The sequence below is a fragment of the Bacillus sp. FSL W8-0920 genome, assembly GCF_038593215.1.
Taxonomy (GTDB): Bacteria; Bacillota; Bacilli; order Bacillales; family Bacillaceae; genus Bacillus; species Bacillus pumilus.
In genome coordinates this window covers 62789-81332 of sequence record NZ_CP151974.1, presented here as the reverse complement: position 1 = coordinate 81332, position 18544 = coordinate 62789, and the positions used below count along the sequence as shown (strand labels likewise).

The 18544-nt window shown below is 42.7% G+C and carries 15 protein-coding genes and 2 tRNA genes; all 17 read right to left on the bottom strand.

Features of this window, described 5'->3' with window-relative positions:
- Positions 1-12: 12 nt before the first annotated feature.
- The 17 genes from ftsH to mfd all read right to left on the bottom strand — a co-directional run bounded on the left by ftsH (position 13) and on the right by mfd (position 18535).
- A complete protein-coding gene (gene ftsH, locus NSS78_RS00425) occupies positions 13-1917 on the bottom strand; it encodes an ATP-dependent zinc metalloprotease FtsH (RefSeq protein ID WP_034620893.1) in 1905 nt (634 codons plus the stop codon).
- 95 nt (positions 1918-2012) lie between these two features.
- Entirely contained in the window at positions 2013-2552 is a 540-nt protein-coding gene (gene hpt, locus NSS78_RS00420; RefSeq protein WP_003217950.1) for a hypoxanthine phosphoribosyltransferase, read from the bottom strand.
- A gap of 15 nt (positions 2553-2567) precedes the next feature.
- Complete coding sequence (tilS, locus tag NSS78_RS00415) at positions 2568-3971, bottom strand: tRNA lysidine(34) synthetase TilS (RefSeq protein ID WP_212046558.1); 1404 nt, start codon at positions 3969-3971, stop codon at positions 2568-2570.
- Positions 3972-4067: 96 nt separating this feature from the next.
- Entirely contained in the window at positions 4068-5072 is a 1005-nt protein-coding gene (locus NSS78_RS00410; RefSeq protein ID WP_212046559.1) for a protein kinase family protein, read from the bottom strand.
- Positions 5056-5790, bottom strand: a complete 735-nt coding sequence (locus tag NSS78_RS00405; protein WP_003217969.1) for a VWA domain-containing protein — start codon at positions 5788-5790, stop codon at positions 5056-5058. Before NSS78_RS00405 ends, NSS78_RS00410 begins: the two co-directional genes overlap by 17 nt.
- A 77-nt stretch (positions 5791-5867) precedes the next feature.
- Positions 5868-8351, bottom strand: coding sequence for a stage II sporulation protein E (gene spoIIE / locus NSS78_RS00400; protein WP_003217965.1), 2484 nt, complete (start codon positions 8349-8351; stop codon positions 5868-5870).
- Between the two features lie 204 nt (positions 8352-8555).
- A tRNA-Glu gene (locus NSS78_RS00395) sits at positions 8556-8627 on the bottom strand.
- 26 nt (positions 8628-8653) lie between these two features.
- A tRNA-Met gene (locus NSS78_RS00390) sits at positions 8654-8727 on the bottom strand.
- A gap of 177 nt (positions 8728-8904) precedes the next feature.
- Positions 8905-9303 (bottom strand): S1 domain-containing RNA-binding protein, encoded by a 399-nt coding sequence (locus NSS78_RS00385; RefSeq protein WP_003217901.1) that lies wholly within the window; start codon positions 9301-9303, stop codon positions 8905-8907.
- Between the two features lie 82 nt (positions 9304-9385).
- Entirely contained in the window at positions 9386-9760 is a 375-nt protein-coding gene (locus tag NSS78_RS00380) for a septum formation initiator family protein (RefSeq protein ID WP_003217952.1), read from the bottom strand.
- Between the two features lie 18 nt (positions 9761-9778).
- On the bottom strand, positions 9779-10417 hold the full coding sequence (yabQ, locus tag NSS78_RS00375) for a spore cortex biosynthesis protein YabQ (RefSeq protein WP_003217942.1): 639 nt from the start codon (positions 10415-10417) through the stop codon (positions 9779-9781).
- The gene (gene yabP / locus NSS78_RS00370) at positions 10414-10722 is read right to left on the bottom strand and encodes a sporulation protein YabP (protein ID WP_003217974.1); all 309 of its coding nucleotides are present in this window, start codon (positions 10720-10722) and stop codon (positions 10414-10416) included. The genes yabQ and yabP overlap by 4 nt, the downstream gene beginning before the upstream one ends.
- A gap of 74 nt (positions 10723-10796) precedes the next feature.
- On the bottom strand, positions 10797-11057 hold the full coding sequence (locus NSS78_RS00365) for an RNA-binding S4 domain-containing protein (RefSeq protein WP_003217975.1): 261 nt from the start codon (positions 11055-11057) through the stop codon (positions 10797-10799).
- Positions 11054-12538 carry a nucleoside triphosphate pyrophosphohydrolase gene (mazG, locus tag NSS78_RS00360; RefSeq protein ID WP_050945791.1) on the bottom strand — a complete coding sequence of 495 codons (1485 nt, stop codon included), beginning with the start codon at positions 12536-12538 and terminating at the stop codon, positions 11054-11056. The genes NSS78_RS00365 and mazG overlap by 4 nt, the downstream gene beginning before the upstream one ends.
- A complete protein-coding gene (locus NSS78_RS00355) occupies positions 12528-14132 on the bottom strand; it encodes a polysaccharide biosynthesis protein (RefSeq protein WP_003217981.1) in 1605 nt (534 codons plus the stop codon). Before NSS78_RS00355 ends, mazG begins: the two co-directional genes overlap by 11 nt.
- 193 nt (positions 14133-14325) lie before the next feature.
- Positions 14326-14862: a stage V sporulation protein T gene (gene spoVT, locus NSS78_RS00350; RefSeq protein WP_003217990.1), complete on the bottom strand. Its 537-nt coding sequence runs from the start codon at positions 14860-14862 to the stop codon at positions 14326-14328.
- 139 nt (positions 14863-15001) lie between these two features.
- Positions 15002-18535 carry a transcription-repair coupling factor gene (gene mfd, locus NSS78_RS00345; RefSeq protein ID WP_212046560.1) on the bottom strand — a complete coding sequence of 1178 codons (3534 nt, stop codon included), beginning with the start codon at positions 18533-18535 and terminating at the stop codon, positions 15002-15004.
- Positions 18536-18544: the final 9 nt, after the last annotated feature.

Sequence of the window (18544 nt, the reverse complement as noted above, 5' to 3'; positions counted from 1 at the left end):
CACAGAAGGAGATTAGATCTCCTCATCTTCTTCTTTTTTCTTGATGTTCACTTTCACATCATCGTTTTTCTCTTCGTCATCTGCGTATACACGCTCTGGAAGCTTTCCAGTTTCGTAAAGAGATTTAATTTGCTCAGCATCTAATGTTTCAACTTCTAGAAGAGCTTGTGCGATGATTTCTAGCTTATCTTTATTCTCAGTGAGAATTTGTTTCGCACGTTCGTAGCTGTCCTTGATGAAACGCTGAATTTCTTGGTCAATTTCGTAAGCGATCGCTTCACTATAATTCGGCTCGTTGTTAAAGTCACGGCCAAGGAATACTTGACCTCCTTGTGCTTGACCGAATTGAAGTGGACCAAGTTTATCAGACATACCGAACTCTGTAACCATTTTTCTTGCAATGCCAGTTGCACGCTGGAAGTCGTTGTGAGCACCTGTACTTACTTCACCAAACGTAATTTCCTCTGCAACACGACCGCCGAGCAAGCCGACAATTTTATCAAGAAGCTCTGGCTTCGTTTGGAAATAACGGTCTTCTCTTGGAAGCATGACCGCATATCCGCCTGCCTGACCACGAGGAACGATCGTTACTTTATGCACCATGTCCGCTTCGTCTAGGATAAGACCAATGACGGTATGACCTGCTTCATGGTAAGCCACGATATTACGTTCTTTCTTCGAAATGACGCGGCTTTTCTTCGCAGGCCCAGCGATGACACGGTCAGTCGCTTCGTCGATATCACGCATATCAATTTTCTTTTTGTTATGACGGGCAGCAACAAGTGCTGCTTCGTTTAGTAAGTTCTCAAGATCTGCTCCTGAGAACCCAGGTGTTCTGCTTGCAATGGCTTTCAAATTCACTGTATCATCAAGCGGTTTGTTTTTCGCATGAACCTTCAGCACTTCTTCACGGCCAATGACATCTGGGCGGTCAACCGTAATTTGACGGTCAAAACGTCCCGGACGCAGCAATGCAGGATCTAGGATATCTGCACGGTTCGTTGCAGCGATGATAATAATACCTTCGTTCGCACTAAAACCATCCATTTCAACAAGAAGCTGGTTAAGCGTTTGTTCACGCTCGTCATGACCACCGCCAAGACCGGCTCCACGCTGACGACCCACTGCATCAATCTCATCAATAAAGATTAAGCATGGTGCATTCTTTTTCGCATTTTCGAATAAATCACGTACACGTGATGCACCGACACCGACGAACATCTCGACGAAGTCAGAACCACTGATGCTGAAGAAAGGAACGCCTGCTTCTCCTGCAGATGCTCTCGCAAGCAATGTTTTACCTGTACCTGGAGGTCCTACTAGTAAAACCCCTTTAGGAATTCTTGCGCCAAGCTCTGCGAATTTACGTGGGTCCTTCAGGAATTCTACCACTTCTACAAGCTCTTGCTTTTCTTCATCTGCACCGGCAACATCTTTAAATTTCACACGTTTCTTCTCTTCTGTGTAAAGCTTCGCCTTACTCTTACCAAAGTTCATAACACGGCTTCCACCGCCCTGAGCTTGGTTCAGTAAGAAGAAGAACAGGATAAAGATGATGATGAACGGAATGATGGTTGTCAGAACTTGCAGCCATCCATTTGTTTCAGGTGCTGGTTCTACTTTTACATCTGTATTCTTTAGTGCACTGTAAATCTGGTCAACACCTTGACCATCTGGAACATGGGTAATGAAGTATTCATCTTTCTTCGCGCCATCTAATTGACCACGAATTTCATAAACCCCTCTTACAGGCTGAATGGAGATACTCTCCACTTTTCCCGCACTTAGATTTTGCGAAAATTTGCTGTAAGACATGTTCTCAGGCTTTTGATTAGGGGATCCTAACCAACTGACTACCCCTATCACAAGTAATAAAATAAGTATATAAAAAATCGTATTACGAAAAACCCGATTCATTCCTTACCTCCTCCCACAGTAAGCACAACTATGGTCAATAGTATCATAGAAAATCATTCCAATACAACCAATAACCTCATGTATACGTATGCTGATTAGCCTTCGTAAACAGATGGTTTTAACACTCCAATATACGGGAGGTTTCGGTAACGTTCAGCGAAATCCAATCCATAGCCGACAACAAATGCATCTGGCACTTCAAATCCAACATAATCTGCTTTGATGTCTGCTTTACGACCGCTTGGTTTATCAAGCAATGTCACAATTTTTATGGAGTTTGCTTTACGGTATCGGAAAAGCTCTACCAGATAGCTCAAAGTTAACCCACTGTCGATGATATCTTCCATAATTAAAATATCTCTTCCTTCAACAGAAGTATCTAGATCTTTTATGATCTTTACTTCTCCTGAAGATACGGTAGATTTTCCGTAGCTAGATACATCCATAAAATCAAGTTCTAAATATGTATCAATGTGTTTGATCAGGTCTGCCATGAATGGAAGAGCCCCTTTCAAAACACCAATAGCCAGGGGAAATTTACCATCATAATCGCTGGTTAATGTTGCACCCAGTTCCTTCACTTTTTGCTGGATCTCTTCTTCTGAGATCAAAACCTTTTCAATATCTTGTTTCATGCTTTTGCTTGCCCCCTACAAATTTTCATGCTGTCTATATTGTAATACAATGAGATCGCTGTTTGTCATATCAATTTCTTCAAAAACGGATTTTTTCAGACCTGGGATCCAGATGATTTGATGATCCGAGTCAGTGACGATCGGCCAGCTGTCTCTTTCTGCAAGAGGCACTTTTTTATCAATAAATATATCCTTCACCTTTTTTGATCCATTCATCCCTTTAAGTTTCATTCGATCACCATTTTTTCGTGAGCGAATGATCAAAGGGAAACGAACTTGATCTTTTTGAAGCAAGAAAAAATGGTTTCCGTTCCGTGCATCCTTCGGAACATGATTTGATACCACGATAGACTGCCCATTTGGAAGGAAAAGCTTCTCTCCAAGCTCACCCTTTAAGTGAAGAGCATAAGACTGGTCTAGTACAAGCGATCGTTCAAAGGTAAACATACAGTAATCATAAGACTTGACAGCTTGTAAACCTTTTGGCAAATCTAATGATCCAGACGGTTGTTCGGTATGAGATAACCAGTCCAAAGTCCCTAGAATATGCTGGTTTGAAAACGCTGATTGAGTGTTTTCATAAAGATAGTTTAATATTAGTTGAATGCCTCTTCTTTGTAAAGGCAAAGGCAGGTCAAGCAAAGGCTTCGTTTTGATCTTAATTTGCTTAGGCGATTGATTCGTTATCACTTGGTTCATTTGTTCCTTTGTTAATGCCTGCAAATATTGCTCATCTTCAGTCAGCATGTCACTTACAAACTGAAAGCTTTCATGTACATGAGGTGCCTCTTCTTTTAACACGGGAAGAATGTGTCTTCTTACCCGGTTTCTCAAGTAGTCATCTGTGTGATTGCTTTGATCAATGACATAGGGTATATGTTCTTTTTCACAAGCGGTCAGCACGTCATCCTTGGAATATCCAATGAGCGGCCGAATCAGCCATCCATCTTGATAAGGACGTTTTGCTTGGATACCTGCGAGTCCTATTCCAACTGTCCCTCTCACAAGCCTCATCATCATTGTTTCTACTTGGTCGTCGCCATGATGTGCAAGCGCTATAAATTGAGCGTTGTATTGCTCCATCAATTGACGAAAGAAAGCATATCTGCACTCTCTTGCAGCTGCCTGTTTGTTTAAGTGGTTTTCTTTTGCATATTGGGCAACTTGTATGCGGGCCGATTCAAAAGGTATTCCTTGCTCTTTGCAGTATGCCTCAACAAATGCCAAATCAGCAAAGGATTCTTCTCCTCTGAACATGTGATCTACATGGGCTGCAATCAGCTGAAAGGAACCTTTTCGACGTTTGTTTAGTTCGTGCAGTAAAAGCATGGAATCTGGTCCGCCAGAAACCCCGACAATGACTGTCGTATTTTCAAGGTAAACATCATGTTTTTTCAAAAATGATTCAATTCTATTCACAACTTCCTCCTCACAAAGAGCAGGTAATTTAAAGATATACATATCCTATCACTTTCAGTAGCTCCAAGCAAAGATGAAGCCTGCTTTTTTACAGGTCTATAGCAGGAACAAAACTACATATGCACAGTAAAGAGCAAGTACACTGCACACGATAAGAACAGTTTCAAAAAGCCCGCCTGATTTTTTGCGTACTGGTGTTCTTTTTGCTGCTGCAACTCTCGATCGTGAAGTCACCTGTTGATTTTGTTGAACAGCGGGCTTTTGCCCGTTTTTTTGCTGCTTCTTTTGACTCGCTTTTCTTGAAGCGATCAGCTGTCCTTCTTTCAGCATTGCACTCTTCATAGCCGCCGCTGATTGATATTTACCTTGTAGAGCAGCCTTTAACACCCGCTCATAACGCTTTAATAAAGGATGTCCTTCAATGGCTCTGTAAAGCTGCTTTTCCGGTTCTGCTCCTTTTTTGAATTCTTTCTTATACGCACAGTTCACCATCACCATACTTAAGGCAAACAGATCATAAGATGGCTCTGCCTTTCTTGTGCCGAATCCCCAATAGCCTCGATCAAAAAACTCGGTATACTCCTTGATTGCCCTGCCTGCTTTTGTCGTTCCCCCTACATCAATGCACCGGATCGCTGCCGGGGGACCTGACACGATGAGATTATCTGGCTTCAAGTCACCAAAAATCCAGCCTTCTTGATGTAAATGAGCCAGGTTAGATAAAAGCTGAACCATTAAAACAACGATCCACTCATCACCTTTTTGTTTTACAAATTCAAGTAGTAATGGGCCTCTGACATACTCCATCACATAAAAGGAACGCTTTTGAAGCATGCCGGGATAAATTGCATCATCCATATCATAAAAAGAAGGCCCCATGGTTTTCACAGGAGCCTTAGAAAAGGATTTTAATACATTGACTTCAGATGCAATGAGCATACTGTCATCACTCACTTTAAGGGCTACTTGACCATTTGGCGATTCGGCTAGATAGACAATACCGTTCGCCCCTTTTCCTAGCTCTTTTACGATGCGGTAATGATGGTGATGCCATTTCCCTTGAATCACCGTGCCTAACGGAATGTTAGAAGCCGAATTCATCATGCTCTTCCTTTGCTTCAAGCAGCCCTTTACGTGAACGAACTGATTTGAAATGCTGGAGTGCTTCTCGAAGCGCTGGTCCAGTTGGAGTAATTCCTCCCGTGGTCAGTTTCGGGAAAATAGATGACAGTGAATCGAATCGAGGCGTCCAATTCAACACAATTTCAGCATCTGAGTTTTTCCCGGGAAATATACACATTCCAAACTGATTTTCACCAATTCTTGAATTTAAACTAATGGAGAGGTCAATGAGTGCTTCTTTAACGGTCGGCAGCTTCGGTTTCATACTTGCACTTGTATCAACAAGCACAAGTACTTGAAGGTGAACCGTCTCTCCTAACTCATCGACTACTTCCATCACTTCCCCGCGCTTATCAGGCGGAAGCTCTTCAATTTCAGTGTCCTTACCAAGGATTTGCTGCAATTCTTTATTCACAACACCTTGCAAGGTTTGTGTCATCGCTTTTTTTGTAACCATTTGTACCGTTTGAGATAACTGCTGGACGTAGACAACTTGATGAATGCCTCCGCCTGCTAGAGCAATCCCCTCAACTTCTTTCATTGCTTCATGATCGTGTCTGTTTTCCTCCATAATGCCAATGACATTGACTGTAATCCCTTGTTCCTTTGCCAATGAGGCAATCGCAAGTGGATCTTCCCCGTGATTTGAGCAGCCATCTGTAATCAATAAGATTTGGTTTACGTGACCTTTTCGCATCTTCATTCCTCCTGGGATCGTAACTGAATGCTTTATATCCCCATCATCGCCAGAAGAAATTCATATTATACGATATTTCAAGAAATCTCTTGTTTCTCAAGATAGAATGTACCAGTCGGAATGGATGCCCATTTAGGCGTATTGTGATCAAGCCTGATGACAACAACCGTCATATCGTCATCAATTTGACCCGATCTTGTTCGAATGACCTCTTCCATTAATAAATCAGCAATCTCTTGCGGATCTTCTGTTTTAAAGCTTTTCATTTTGCGTTTCACCCAGAGATCATGATTTTCAATATGCTTTGGTCCTTCGAAAATGCCATCACTCATCATAATCAGCAGATCTCCTGCCTTCATCTGTTCACTCACAACCTCCACTTCAAATTCATCAATAATCCCGATCGGTAAGTTGCTCGCTTGTACTTTCATCACCTGATCACCCCGTTTAATAAAGCTGGGTGTTGAACCGATCTTAAGGAATTTACAGCTCGCATCCTGTAAATCAATAATGGATAAATCTAACGTTGAATAGATTTCATCTGTCGTTCGTAAAGATAAAATACTATTAATGGTTTTAATCGCCACTTTTTCATTGATGCCTGATGCCAATATTTTTTCTAACAGCTTAATCGTTTCATTGCTTTCAAAATGAGCCCTTGCTCCATTGCCCATTCCATCACTAATAGCCGCGGCATATTTGCCCGCACCCAGCTCCATCATGCTGTAGCTGTCTCCAGACACTAATCCTCCGCCTTTTGCTGCATGCGCTACGCCTGTAGCCACTCGATATGATTTTGCAGAGCCAAATACAACGTGGCAATAGCCTGTTGGGTGCTCTGCACACTGCTCTGCTTTGACTAAAATCTGTTCTTCTAAAATATCTGAGAGCATAGGGGCGATGATTTTTTCACATTCACCATGGCCCTGGCAATATGGGATTCTCATTTCAATATCGACATTCCCCTGCTCCAAGCTATAAATTTCTACTTGCTGAATTTCAATTCCAAAGTGCTGCAGTGCTTCTATCATCTGCTCTTCTTGAATAAAATGCTGTTCTCTTTCCCGTTTTATTTCCCGGGAAAAATCCTCCATCACTTGTGAGACACCCATCAGCTGTTCAGCTACCAGTCGTCTGCTGTCTTGGACTTTTTTCTTCAGAGTCTGGTTGGCTTTATAGTAAGCGATCTCCTCTTCAATCAATTCCTCGACATGTTTTGATTTTGAGCAGTGCTGGCTAAATTTCTTCTTCAATTTCCGGTTTTGCTCGTAGGTTTTTTCATCAGATTCATGCATAACTTGTTTCATCAGTTCATAGGTTGTATCAAAGTTCTGCACCCAGCATTTATTTTTCTTATAGCACGTTTGACAGGATCGTTCTGTGATCGTACTTAAAAAAAGATCTACATCCTCTTCCTGTTTCTTTTCTTCAGGAATGGAATCGTAAAATGTCGCAAAACTCTCAGACAGCGCATGAAATACGTTAGAAAATTGGTCTACCTTTTTTGCTGTCACATCTCGTACTTTCCGGGCGTATTGCTGCTGTTCCTGTACATGCTCTACCGTACCAGGAATATATTTCGCTACCTTAGAGGTCACTGATTGCGGCGTGAGCAAGAAGAGCGCAACCGCAATCAATGATTCATATAGCGTGGTTATGAGTCCTGCTGATCCTTCTCCGTACAAGGAAATAAGTAAGGAACCCACAATTAAGCCAATGGCTGCGCCTGCTTTCTTCCCCTCTTTCAGCAATCCCCCTAATAAACCTGAAAAGGCAAGAAGACTCATCTGATAAAGGTTTCCGATGTTAGCGAGACCGAGAATTAATCCAGTCACGACACCCACTGTACAACCAATACTCGCTCCTCCAATAAAGGCAAAGCTCAGCACTACATATCGTGACAAAATATGCTCTGCCTGCATTCCTTGAAATGTGATGCCTGCCAGACCTGTTAAAACTGAGGCAATCAAAATCATAAAGCAAATAATTTCTTCAACCTTTAAGGAGTGTTTGATTTTCCTGACTGTAAAAATCGGCAGGCTTTGAAGGAAAATCAGTGTCAAAATGAAGGCAAGTCCTGCTTCGACACCCGCCATGACGTAATCGTAGCTTTGCACAGCACCTTGCTCTAGGTAAACAAATGCTCCTCTGGTGATCAGCATTGACAGCACAATGACAACCGGCAATGTTTTCACTGGGTCTTTAATGATGAAAGAAACCACCTTGGACATAAGAAGGAATACGATCAGCGACGCAAACACAAACAATGCATTTTGAGGTGATATCGTCATGGCTCCAGCAAGTAAAGCGAGACAAGCAAGCATGGACTTATCTCTTTTGATAAGTAGCATCGAGCCAAAGAAAGGCAGAGCAAACGGCATAATTTCAGATAATATAAAGGCTCGTCCTAATAAAAAACCAAGAACGACATAAATAAACCCTTTATAGAAAAAAAGAGAATGCGTATGATGAAGAAACAGGTTTTTCATCTTTTTTAACCCTGCACTGATTCTTTCAAACCCCGCTCCTGTTAAATCAGTTCTTCTTTCTAGTTTTTCCATCTTTTCATCCCCCACCTGATATTCGTTGCTTGTCATTATAGCGAAGGTGAAAAAGAAATTTTGTCAAAAGAAGTTGTCGTTTCCATAAAACGTTCGACGCTTTATTCGTCAAAAAGGCATACTTTCATGAAAGTCGATGTCTTTCATCAGAATTTTACGAAGACACAAAAAAACAGCTTTCCTAAAGAAAGCTGTTTTCGAAGATGACCCGTACGGGATTCGAACCCGTGTTACCGCCGTGAAAGGGCGGTGTCTTAACCGCTTGACCAACGGGCCTTGCTTTTATGTTCTAATAAAAAGGATAGCGGCGGAGGGGATCGAACCCCCGACCTCACGGGTATGAACCGTACGCTCTAGCCAGCTGAGCTACACCGCCATAATAAAAATGCGCTAAGAAGCACAAGATCTATAATACAAAGGAATCGCTTGTCCGTCAATAGGAAGTTTTAAATTAAATGACGAAATCTCAAAAAATGTCGTATGGATCAAGAAAAAAAGCACCTGCGGACAGCAGGTGCTTTGTTGTGAAAGATATATAGAAAGCAGCAACAAGTTAACCTCTTCTTGCTCCGCGTCCCCCACGTTTTGATTCCGTGTTACGTTTTAAAGATGTTAAGCGGTCTTCACTATCTTTTAAGAATTTGTTCATTTTTTGCTCAAACGATTCCTTCGGACGGAAATCATTTCTGCTCGGTCTTGATTGTTGTTGTTGAGGACGATCTTTTGCTTTTTTAATGGACAAGCCGATTTTACCGTCTTTTTCAACGTTAATCACTTTCACTTCAACTTGTTCACCGACTTTTAAATGCTCATTAATATCTTTTACATAGTTATCGGCTACCTCACTGATATGAACGAGACCAGTTGAACCGCCTGGCAACTCCACAAAAGCTCCAAAATTTGTAATGCCCGTAACTTTCCCTTGTAACTTGCTGCCAACTTCAATCGACATAAAAAAAGTGCTCCTCCTTAGACTTATAAAAAAATCTCATTTGTTCAATTATACATAAACTGAATTTTAAGTGTCAACAAGGCTAATCGCTCTTATTGCCCACATCAAAGATTTTTTCGCCTTTTTTGGACATATAATAGTCTCGTCGTGCCAGTTCGAGTACGTATTCCTTGCTTTTCAGCTTTTTAATTTCATCAGAAATATCTTCCTGCTTTGTTTGTAATTGCTTTAATTCTTTTTCGAGCGCAACCTTCTTCTCTTCTTTTTCCTTTAATGAGGACGATTGCGACCAGAGGGCACTTGTCACCAAGACAGCAAACATGAGCACGATCACACCAAACACGGTAAGCCTTCTAAGGAGTCCACGGCGTTTGCGTTTTAAGCGTTGTGCTTGCTGTTCCATTTGTTTTTGGTAATCATTTTGAATTTGTGCGATATTTCTTTTTCTCTTGTTCAAGGTTGAAGGCCTCCTCTCTTACTTTGTCCAGAATTGTTTCCATTTCGTTTTGATGGTACCAGATAATTTCTTGGTCCCTTGTAAAATTCCTGCTCCTTTAGAGAAAAACAATCTCATTGATGTTCGCCATTTTTCGGGAATCCGATGAATAATGGTCACATTAAGTAACCAGATGAGCGGATAACAAACAATGGACAGCACCTTCCACACGAGCCGAAACGTAAAACGAACAAGACGTAAGAGCGAGTGGAACAAGAACAGTATAACACTTATGACCATTGTGACAATCCAACGGATCGGCTGGAAGACGATCGACATGACCAGCCTTTTAAGGATGAGAACGGTTTGATAAATACACATCGTGATAAATTTGAGAATGTTCATATACAGCTGTTTCATCAATGCCTGATACATCGAGAAACCTAGTGCAACGGCTAGAAAGATATAAAGCCTGAATTCTCCTTCATTTGTCAGCAGCAGAACATAAAAGAATAAGAGACCCTGTACCAGCCAAAAAAGGAGATCGTGTATAATCAAAAGCCATTTTGCTGTCTTTTCCCGATTCACAAACAGCTTGTACGTATCAAGCGATGCGCCCAGCCAGATGCCCATCGCTACCATCGAAAGCATCGTATAAAACTGGACTGTCAGCGTCATTTAAACAGCTTGCTAAAAAATCCTTTAGCTTTCTCCCCGTGCTGCTCATCTACATAAATTAAGTCAAAGACACGTCCTTTAATCGACACAACGCCTTTTTCGACGTCTAGGTTTTTCATTTGCAGATTTTCTCCACGGATAGCGAGAATCCCCATGACCGTCTCAAGCAGAAATTCTTCATTATCAAAGCTTTCCACCTGTTTGACGCCGGTAATATCTAAATGCTTTCTGTTTCGCATTGTGATATTGTGTTCCGCTTCTGATGACAACTTCGTGCCTTGAGGTTGATTATAATATTGATTCATTTATACATCCCCCATATCTCATACTTGCATTGTTACTGCATTGTATGTGACAGGAGGATCATTTAGAACAAGCCCTATTCTGCTGTTTTTTCTTCTTTTAGCACAGTATACATGCCAGCGGCTTCTTCTTTTTTCGTTGTGTCCTTTAACTCGTTGACTTGAACCGTCACTAGTTTTTGACCAAAACGGATTTTAAGCTCGTCTCCTTCTTTCACATCAGAGCTGGCTTTCGCCTGTGTGCCGTTAATCGAAATTCTGCCTTGATCAGCGACTTCTTTTGCCAATGTTCTTCTTTTGATTAAACGGGACACTTTTAAAAATTTATCTAGTCTCATGTATGCTCACCTCTTTCTATACGTTTGGCATCGTTCCATAGATCGTCCATTTCCTCTAGCGTTAAGTCCTCTAATGAACGTCCCATGTCCTTTGCTTTTTGTTCGATATGCTGAAAGCGACGCATGAATTTTGTGTTGGCGGAAGCGAGCGCCGTTTCAGGTTCTAGCTGATAGAACCTTCCAATGTTGACGAGAACAAACAAAAGATCTCCAAATTCGTCTTTCATCTGCTTCGTTGCACTTTCGTCCGGCTTCTCTGCCACTTCAACGAGAAATTCCTGCTTTTCTTCTTCGTATTTGTTCCAAATATCTTTCACATCTGTCCAATCAAAGCCTACTTTGGCGGCTTTCTTTTGGAGCTTATATGCCTTTGTTAATGCTGGAAGCGTCGCCGGGATGGATTGCAACATAGAGGCTGCCCGCTCCGGCTTCTCCTGCTGCTTGATTTTTTCCCAGTTGACGACCACTTCTTCTGCTTCAGAAACATTTGTGTCGCCAAACACATGGGGATGTCTACGAATCATTTTTTCTGTGACATGCTGGATGACGTCATCAATTGAGAAAAAGCCGTCATCTTCACCAATTTGAGCATGAAGTAACACCTGCAGCATCACATCTCCGAGCTCTTCCACCATGTGGTCTGGATCATCTTCATCTATCGCTTCAAGCAGTTCATAGCATTCTTCAATTAAATAGGGTTTAAGTGACTCATTGGTTTGTTGTTGATCCCATGGACAGCCGCCCGGACCTCTTAATGTACGGATGACGTCACGGAAGGTGTCAAATTGTTGGTAAAGCAGCTTTTCATCTTGAATCGGAGGCACATAAACACTCGTTAAGTTATTTATCGACACATCTCGATCAAGTTCAAATAAAGGAACGGCAGTAATCTGTTCCAGGCTGCTTCCAGCCGCAGTCACAATATAGACTTCATAATCGTCTGGAAGCTTTTCCATCAGCGTGAGTTTCACATTCGAAGCGGTGAGCTGATCATATACCTGACAAATGAGGACATGCTGGGTCAATTTCAGATCGTCCGCTCTCATATCTCCTGCATCAACGAATTGGAATCCCTCGATGGGGTCGATCTGCAAGGAGTTAAACGTCGCATCCAAAAAGCTTTGTCCACCAGCAACGGACACCTCAATCCCGCGCTCTTGCTGCTGAGAAACTAATAGCTGGACGGTCTTTTCAGCGACAAATGGGTGACCTGGTACTGCGTACACAATCTCCTTTTCCGCAGCCTCTGTAAATAAAATTTCCGTGATTTCCTGATAGACCGAATCAAACTGATCGTGCTTTTCATAAATCTCATCAAAAAAGGTCAGCGATGGAACCTCCTGCATCAACTCTGCGGTAAGCGGGTGGTCCTGCGTTCTCATAAATACTTCTTTCGCCTGCTTCAGCTGCTTGTATACACCGAGCGTCAGCTGATCCATGTCGCCTGCCCCAAGACCGACGACGGTAATCTTACCTGCCATTTTGATTCCCTCTCATCTGTTTAAAATATAAAATCTTTTCTCCTAATGGAATGAGTCTCCATTCCTCGTCCGTAAATACTTCTAGCTTAAGAATACTATATAAAAAGGCGAAACCACCAATAAAAACTGACGTCAGGCTCTCTAAAACGGAAAAAGGACGTTTTTCAAAGGGAATGACCCAAGAAAACAGTGCCTGATACCCTATTAAGACAATGGCCATGAAAGCGGCCGATAAAAGAATTTTCACTGGGAACAACTCTCTCAACGAAATCCATCCTTTATGCCTCAAATAAACGGCATTGAGCAGAGCGGCAGCAAGAAAACCGCACACGGTTGACCATGCGGCACCGTAGATGCCAAATAGCGGCACAAGTGCAAGCGTGAGTATCCATTTCACTAGCACACTGAGAAGCACCACAACAGCCGGATACACAGTATGCCCAAGCCCTTGAAGTAAAGCTGCTTGCGTAATCGCAATCGATGTAAATGCGATGGAAATACAGAATATTTGCAGCGCATCGGTACCTAAATCATTACGAAAAAGCATGGTATTGACTGACGAAAGAATACAAATCAGCCCAACTGCGGAACCAATCCCTAAAACTGACGTGGTTTTAAACGATGTACGTACTTTTTGCCTGATCGCTTCATGCTCTCCATTCCTCATGGCAGCAGATAAAAATGGCACAAGAGAGGTCCCGATGCTAATGGCAAACACTGTCCCTAGCTGTAAAAACGGCTGCCCTCGGTCATACACACCTTTTGCCGCCTTTGCCGCAGCTTCACTCAGTCCCTCACTGCGCAGCAACGCATACAGATGAAAGGCATCAATCATTTGCATCCATAAAATGAGCAATCCGCTGACACAAATCGTGAATGTATACAGCACCAAACTCTTCAAAACATCCTTTTTCCGAAGTGTCGCCCGCTTGACTGTCATAGGTGCAGAAGACTGTTTTCGGTAAGTCAGCCAAAGGAAAAGAAGCAGTATAAGCGAGGCCGCGCTTCCCGCTATGGAGGAGAAGACTGCACCCGCCCCTGTTTCATAAAGCGAATAGCCGTGCCTGACGAAATAGAAGGATAAAACAAGCAGGACGCCTACCCTGATGAGCTGCTCAACCAATTGAGAAACAGCCGTTGGAAGCATCATACCGTCACTCTGAAAAACGCCTCTCAGCATCACGGTAAGCGGCAGAAATAAAAACACGAAAGCACTCATTTGGATGAGCAGGATTAATTGACTGTCCGCCATAAGGCTCGCAATACTGCCTGCTCCTATGTAAAGACAAAGAAATAAGACCAGGCTCAGTAAAGTGATATAGACCAAGGATACCCTTGTAATAATTCGTCGATTCTCTTCCCCATGCTCACTCAAAAGCTTGGACACCATGACAGGAAACCCTGTGGTGCCGAGCATGATCGCAATACCGAGGAAGGGGTACACTTGCTGATAAATATAAAACCCTGTGTCTCCTACGATGTTCTGGAACGGAACACGATAAACGGCACTTAGTACCTTTGATAACAAGCCTGCGATGGTCAAAATCACCGCACCCTGGAAAAGCCAATGCGGCTGATTCACAGCATTTTTCATGGATGACTCCTTTAAAAATAGATCTACAGTTAAACGCACTCATTATATCATACGTGAATGAAAAGCCGTTTCTTTCTAAGGAGTAGACGGCACATTTCTCGTTTTGTTTCATTCCATATAAAAAACGCCGACAAAATCAAATGATTTCATCGGCATTCTTTCGTTTCATCAAAATGATATAGAATTATTAGACCTAGTGTTCCATTTGACGGGCTAGGAAGCCAGCTGCTGTTTCTGCCGCTTTATGTTCCACTTCCCCCATTGAACGCTCTTTAGAAAATAAGACGACGGCGCCAATCGGATCTCCGTTTGCAACAATAGGTGCAATGGTATAAGCAGATACGTCATCATCAATACCATCGACAAGTTGAATTTCTTTTTTGCTTTCTTCTAATACAGAATTGCGCTGGTCCATTGTTCGTTCAAGTAAATCACTGATGGATTTGTTTAAGTACTCTTTTTTCGAACTGCCGGATACAGCAATATACGTATCTCGATCACAAATCAGGATGGAATGACCCAAACTGTCGAATAATGCATCAGCATATTCCTTCGCAAAGTCTCCTAGCTCACTAATCGGCGAATACTTCTTCAAAATGACTTCTCCATCGCGGTCGACGAAAATCTCAAGCGGATCTCCTTCCCGGATGCGCAATGTTCTGCGAATCTCCTTCGGAATAACCACTCTACCTAGATCATCGATGCGGCGTACAATTCCAGTTGCTTTCATTCACTGCTGCCTCTCTTTCGTTTGATGATGTGTTGGGTGAATGGAGCAAAAGCGTCCACTTTATGCAACATTCACCACTTGACCCTGAGATTAGTATCCGTCACATCAACCGTAATATACACGAGAGACAAACAAATTTTTATGAAGATGGAATGGTTTCTTTTTTCACATCTTGAAGACCCCGAAGCATATTCAGAACGATTTCAAGCCATTCCCCTGTCTTCTTGCCTTTCGTTTGGACAGAAATAATTAGCTTGCTGCCTTCCATTCCTAAGCCAATATCACGGCCATATTTACTGCCGAGGGCAAATAATTTTTGACCGTCGATTTCACTGCTTGCTTGCTCTTCAAGGGTGAGCCTGACAATGCCTTTCTCCATCTTGATCAGTTCGACACGTTCCTGCACTGCGTATACTTTCATCGTCGCAATCGTGAACAAGTCCGCCACTTCTTGCGGATATTCACCGAATCGGTCGATCATCTCATCTTGAAGCTCTTTTCGCTCTTCAATTGATCCAATCGCTCTGAACTGTTTATACATCTCGATCTTTTGCTTCCCATCCGAAATGTAAGTGTCCGGGATGTAAGCATCGATTTGCAGATCGATTTCCGGTTCGAATTTATCTTGAGCCGTTGTATCGCCTCTTCTTTCCTCAATGGCTTCTTTCAGCATTTGAGAATAGAGGTCGAATCCAACAGAATCAATGAATCCATGCTGCTGTGCACCAAGTAAATTTCCTGCTCCTCGAATCGTTAAATCACGCATCGCAATTTTAAATCCTGATCCGAGCTCTGTGAATTCTTTAATAGCTTGAAGTCTCTTCTCTGCTACTTCAGAAAGAACTTTATCTTTTCGATACGTGAAATAAGCATATGCGACCCGATTCGAGCGTCCTACTCGTCCTCTTAGCTGGTACAGCTGAGAAAGCCCCATTTTATCCGCATCGTGGACGATGAGCGTGTTCACATTTGGAATGTCGACTCCCGTTTCAATGATGGTGGTACTGACCAATACATCTGATTCACCTTCAAGGAAATTGATCATCACTGATTCCAGCTCGTTCTCACTCATTTTCCCATGTGCATAGCTGACTTTCGCATCTGGAACTAACATAGAGATTTCATCTGCTTTTCGTTCAATATCCTCGACACGGTTGTACAGGAAGTACACTTGACCACCGCGTGCTAGTTCTCGCTCAATCGCTTCTCTGACTAAAGCGCCATTGTACTCGACCACATAGGTTTGAACAGGGAAACGGTTTTCAGGCGGTGTTTCAATAACCGATAAATCCCGTACGCCAAGCATAGACATATGCAGCGTACGCGGAATTGGCGTAGCCGTTAATGTCAGTACATCGATATTGGCTTTCATCTGTTTAATTTTCTCTTTATGGGTCACACCAAAACGCTGCTCTTCATCAATAATCAACAAACCTAAGTCTTTATAGACAATATCTTTAGAAAGCAAACGGTGTGTACCAATAACCATATCAATCGTTCCATTTTTCAACCCTTTTAACGTTTCGGTTGTTTCTTTTCTTGTACGGAAACGGCTCAGCTGAGCAATTTTGACCGGATAGTCTTGGAATCGGTCCATAATCGTGTCAAAATGCTGCTGCGCTAAGATGGTTGTCGGCACGAGTAGAGCAACTTGCTTCCCGTCAGCAATCGCTTTGAAGGCGGCTCGAATCGCCACTTCTGTTTTTCCGTATCCCACATCTCCACAAAGCAGGCGGTCCATTGGACGCTCCCGCTCCATGTCTTGTTTGATTTCATGAATCGAACGGATTTGATCATCTGTTTCCTGGTAAGGGAACGCTGATTCAAACTGGTGCTGCATCTCATGATCAGGCGAGAAGGCATACCCTTTGCTTGCCTCACGCTCTGCGTACAGCTTAATGAGATCATCTGCGATGTCCTGTACAGAGGACTCTACTTTTTTCTTCACACGTTTCCAATCGCTGCCGCCTAGTTTGTACAGCTTTGGTTCTTTACCTTCTGATCCAACATATTTCTGTACCTGATCAATTTGTTCAACCGGTACATAAAGCTTGTCGCTTCCTTGATAATGAATATTTAAATAATCTTTATGAATGCCGCCGATTTCAAGCGTTTCAATTCCTAAATACTTACCGATCCCGTGGTTAATGTGCACCACGTAATCGCCGACTTGAAGCTCTGAATAGCTCTTAATTCGCTCTGCATTGGTCAGCTTTTGCTTACGCGCCTGCTTCTTCACACGTTTCTTGAAGAGCTCGCCTTCTGTGATCACGGCAATTTTCGATAACGGCAGTTCAAAGCCTGTTTGCAGCTCACCTTGTAAAATATACACCTGCCCGCTTACAAGCTCTGCGTCCGGCTTGGCAAGAGCGGCTTCAATGTCATAATCATGTAAGACAGAAGACAGTTTGTCTGTCCGCTCTTCATCCGCACCTAAGAAGACAACTGTGTATTGTTGTTTTTTGTAGCGTTCAATTTCACTTGCAAGCACATTCATCTGCCCGTGGAAATTCTGCATTTGCTTACTAGATACATTGACGATATTTTGCGGATTTGTCTGCTGGACATGTCTCAGGAACAAGGAGTAGTACAGAATCGACCGCGATTGCTGATTGATCAGTTGTTGGAACGGGAAAGAAAGGGATAAATCATGAAGAATATTGCCTTCTTCAAGCAGGCTAATTGTCCAATCGGCTTCTTCCTGCTCAAGCTGTTCTTCCATCTCCTGAATCCTGCTAATTTCATCTAAAATAATAATCGTATCCTGTGAAGTGTAATCTAGCAAACTAGCAGGTTTTTCATAGAAATAGGACAGGTACTTCGTCATTTCCTGTGTCACGATACCCTCTAGCAGCTTCTCTCGATCAGCAGAAATATGTTGATGCAGCAATTCTTTTTGCTGGTCCGAGTTGAATTTCTTTAAGCTCTTCGCAAGTCCTTGATCAAGCTGTTCAATGGCTCTCACTCGTTCAGGCCCTCTCACAATCAGCTCTTTTGCGGGACCGATTTTAATTTCTTGAAGTGTTTCTAATGAACGCTGTGTATCCGAGTGGAACGTTCGAATTGAGTCTACTTCTGTATCAAACAGCTCAATACGAATTGGATGATCTTCCGTTAACGAATAAATATCAATGATTCCTCCGCGCACACTAAAATCTCCGGGCGCAGCAACCATTGACGTCCGGTCATAACCGATTTGTACAAGCTGTTTTGAAAACGCCTCCAAATCAATTTCTTCACCAAGCTTTAAATGGAACTGACTCTCCTTCCAGAGCTCAACTGGCGGAAGCATTCGACGCACCGCAGCAGCCGGGGTGACGATAATGGGGTTTTCTCCATTCGCCAGCCGGTTCAGAACATCTAGACGCTGTGCTCTGAGCTCAGGGCTTGCAACGGCAATTTCTGAAGCAATGAGTTCATTCACAGGATAAAGAAGGACCGAGCGATCTGACATCACACTGGCAAGATCATCTGTTACCTTCTGCGCTTGATACAAGTTGTGAGTCACAATAAACATTGGCCGCTTAAGTTCGTCTGATATAGCGGCTGTAAATAAAGATCTGACGGAGCCTGATAGTCCGGCGAGCAGCTGTTCTTTTAACCCTTCCTTTAGCCCATTAAAAATGGACTGAAAATCATCACTTTGTTTGATAAATGATTGTATATTTTTCATTTGGCTCCT

Bases quoted from the DNA above. Each gene is read 5' to 3' on its own strand.
- ftsH (WP_034620893.1), bottom strand. From the start codon at position 1,917: ATGAATCGGGTTTTTCGTAATACGATTTTTTATATACTTATTTTATTA.
- hpt (WP_003217950.1), bottom strand. From the start codon at position 2,552: ATGAAACAAGATATTGAAAAGGTTTTGATCTCAGAAGAAGAGATCCAG.
- NSS78_RS00410 (WP_212046559.1), bottom strand. From the start codon at position 5,072: ATGAATTCGGCTTCTAACATTCCGTTAGGCACGGTGATTCAAGGGAAA.
- NSS78_RS00405 (WP_003217969.1), bottom strand. From the start codon at position 5,790: ATGCGAAAAGGTCACGTAAACCAAATCTTATTGATTACAGATGGCTGC.
- spoIIE (WP_003217965.1), bottom strand. From the start codon at position 8,351: ATGGAAAAACTAGAAAGAAGAACTGATTTAACAGGAGCGGGGTTTGAA.
- NSS78_RS00385 (WP_003217901.1), bottom strand. From the start codon at position 9,303: ATGTCGATTGAAGTTGGCAGCAAGTTACAAGGGAAAGTTACGGGCATT.
- yabQ (WP_003217942.1), bottom strand. From the start codon at position 10,417: ATGACGCTGACAGTCCAGTTTTATACGATGCTTTCGATGGTAGCGATG.
- yabP (WP_003217974.1), bottom strand. From the start codon at position 10,722: ATGAATCAATATTATAATCAACCTCAAGGCACGAAGTTGTCATCAGAA.
- NSS78_RS00365 (WP_003217975.1), bottom strand. From the start codon at position 11,057: ATGAGACTAGATAAATTTTTAAAAGTGTCCCGTTTAATCAAAAGAAGA.
- mazG (WP_050945791.1), bottom strand. From the start codon at position 12,538: ATGGCAGGTAAGATTACCGTCGTCGGTCTTGGGGCAGGCGACATGGAT.
- NSS78_RS00355 (WP_003217981.1), bottom strand. From the start codon at position 14,132: ATGAAAAATGCTGTGAATCAGCCGCATTGGCTTTTCCAGGGTGCGGTG.
- spoVT (WP_003217990.1), bottom strand. From the start codon at position 14,862: ATGAAAGCAACTGGAATTGTACGCCGCATCGATGATCTAGGTAGAGTG.
- mfd (WP_212046560.1), bottom strand. From the start codon at position 18,535: ATGAAAAATATACAATCATTTATCAAACAAAGTGATGATTTTCAGTCC.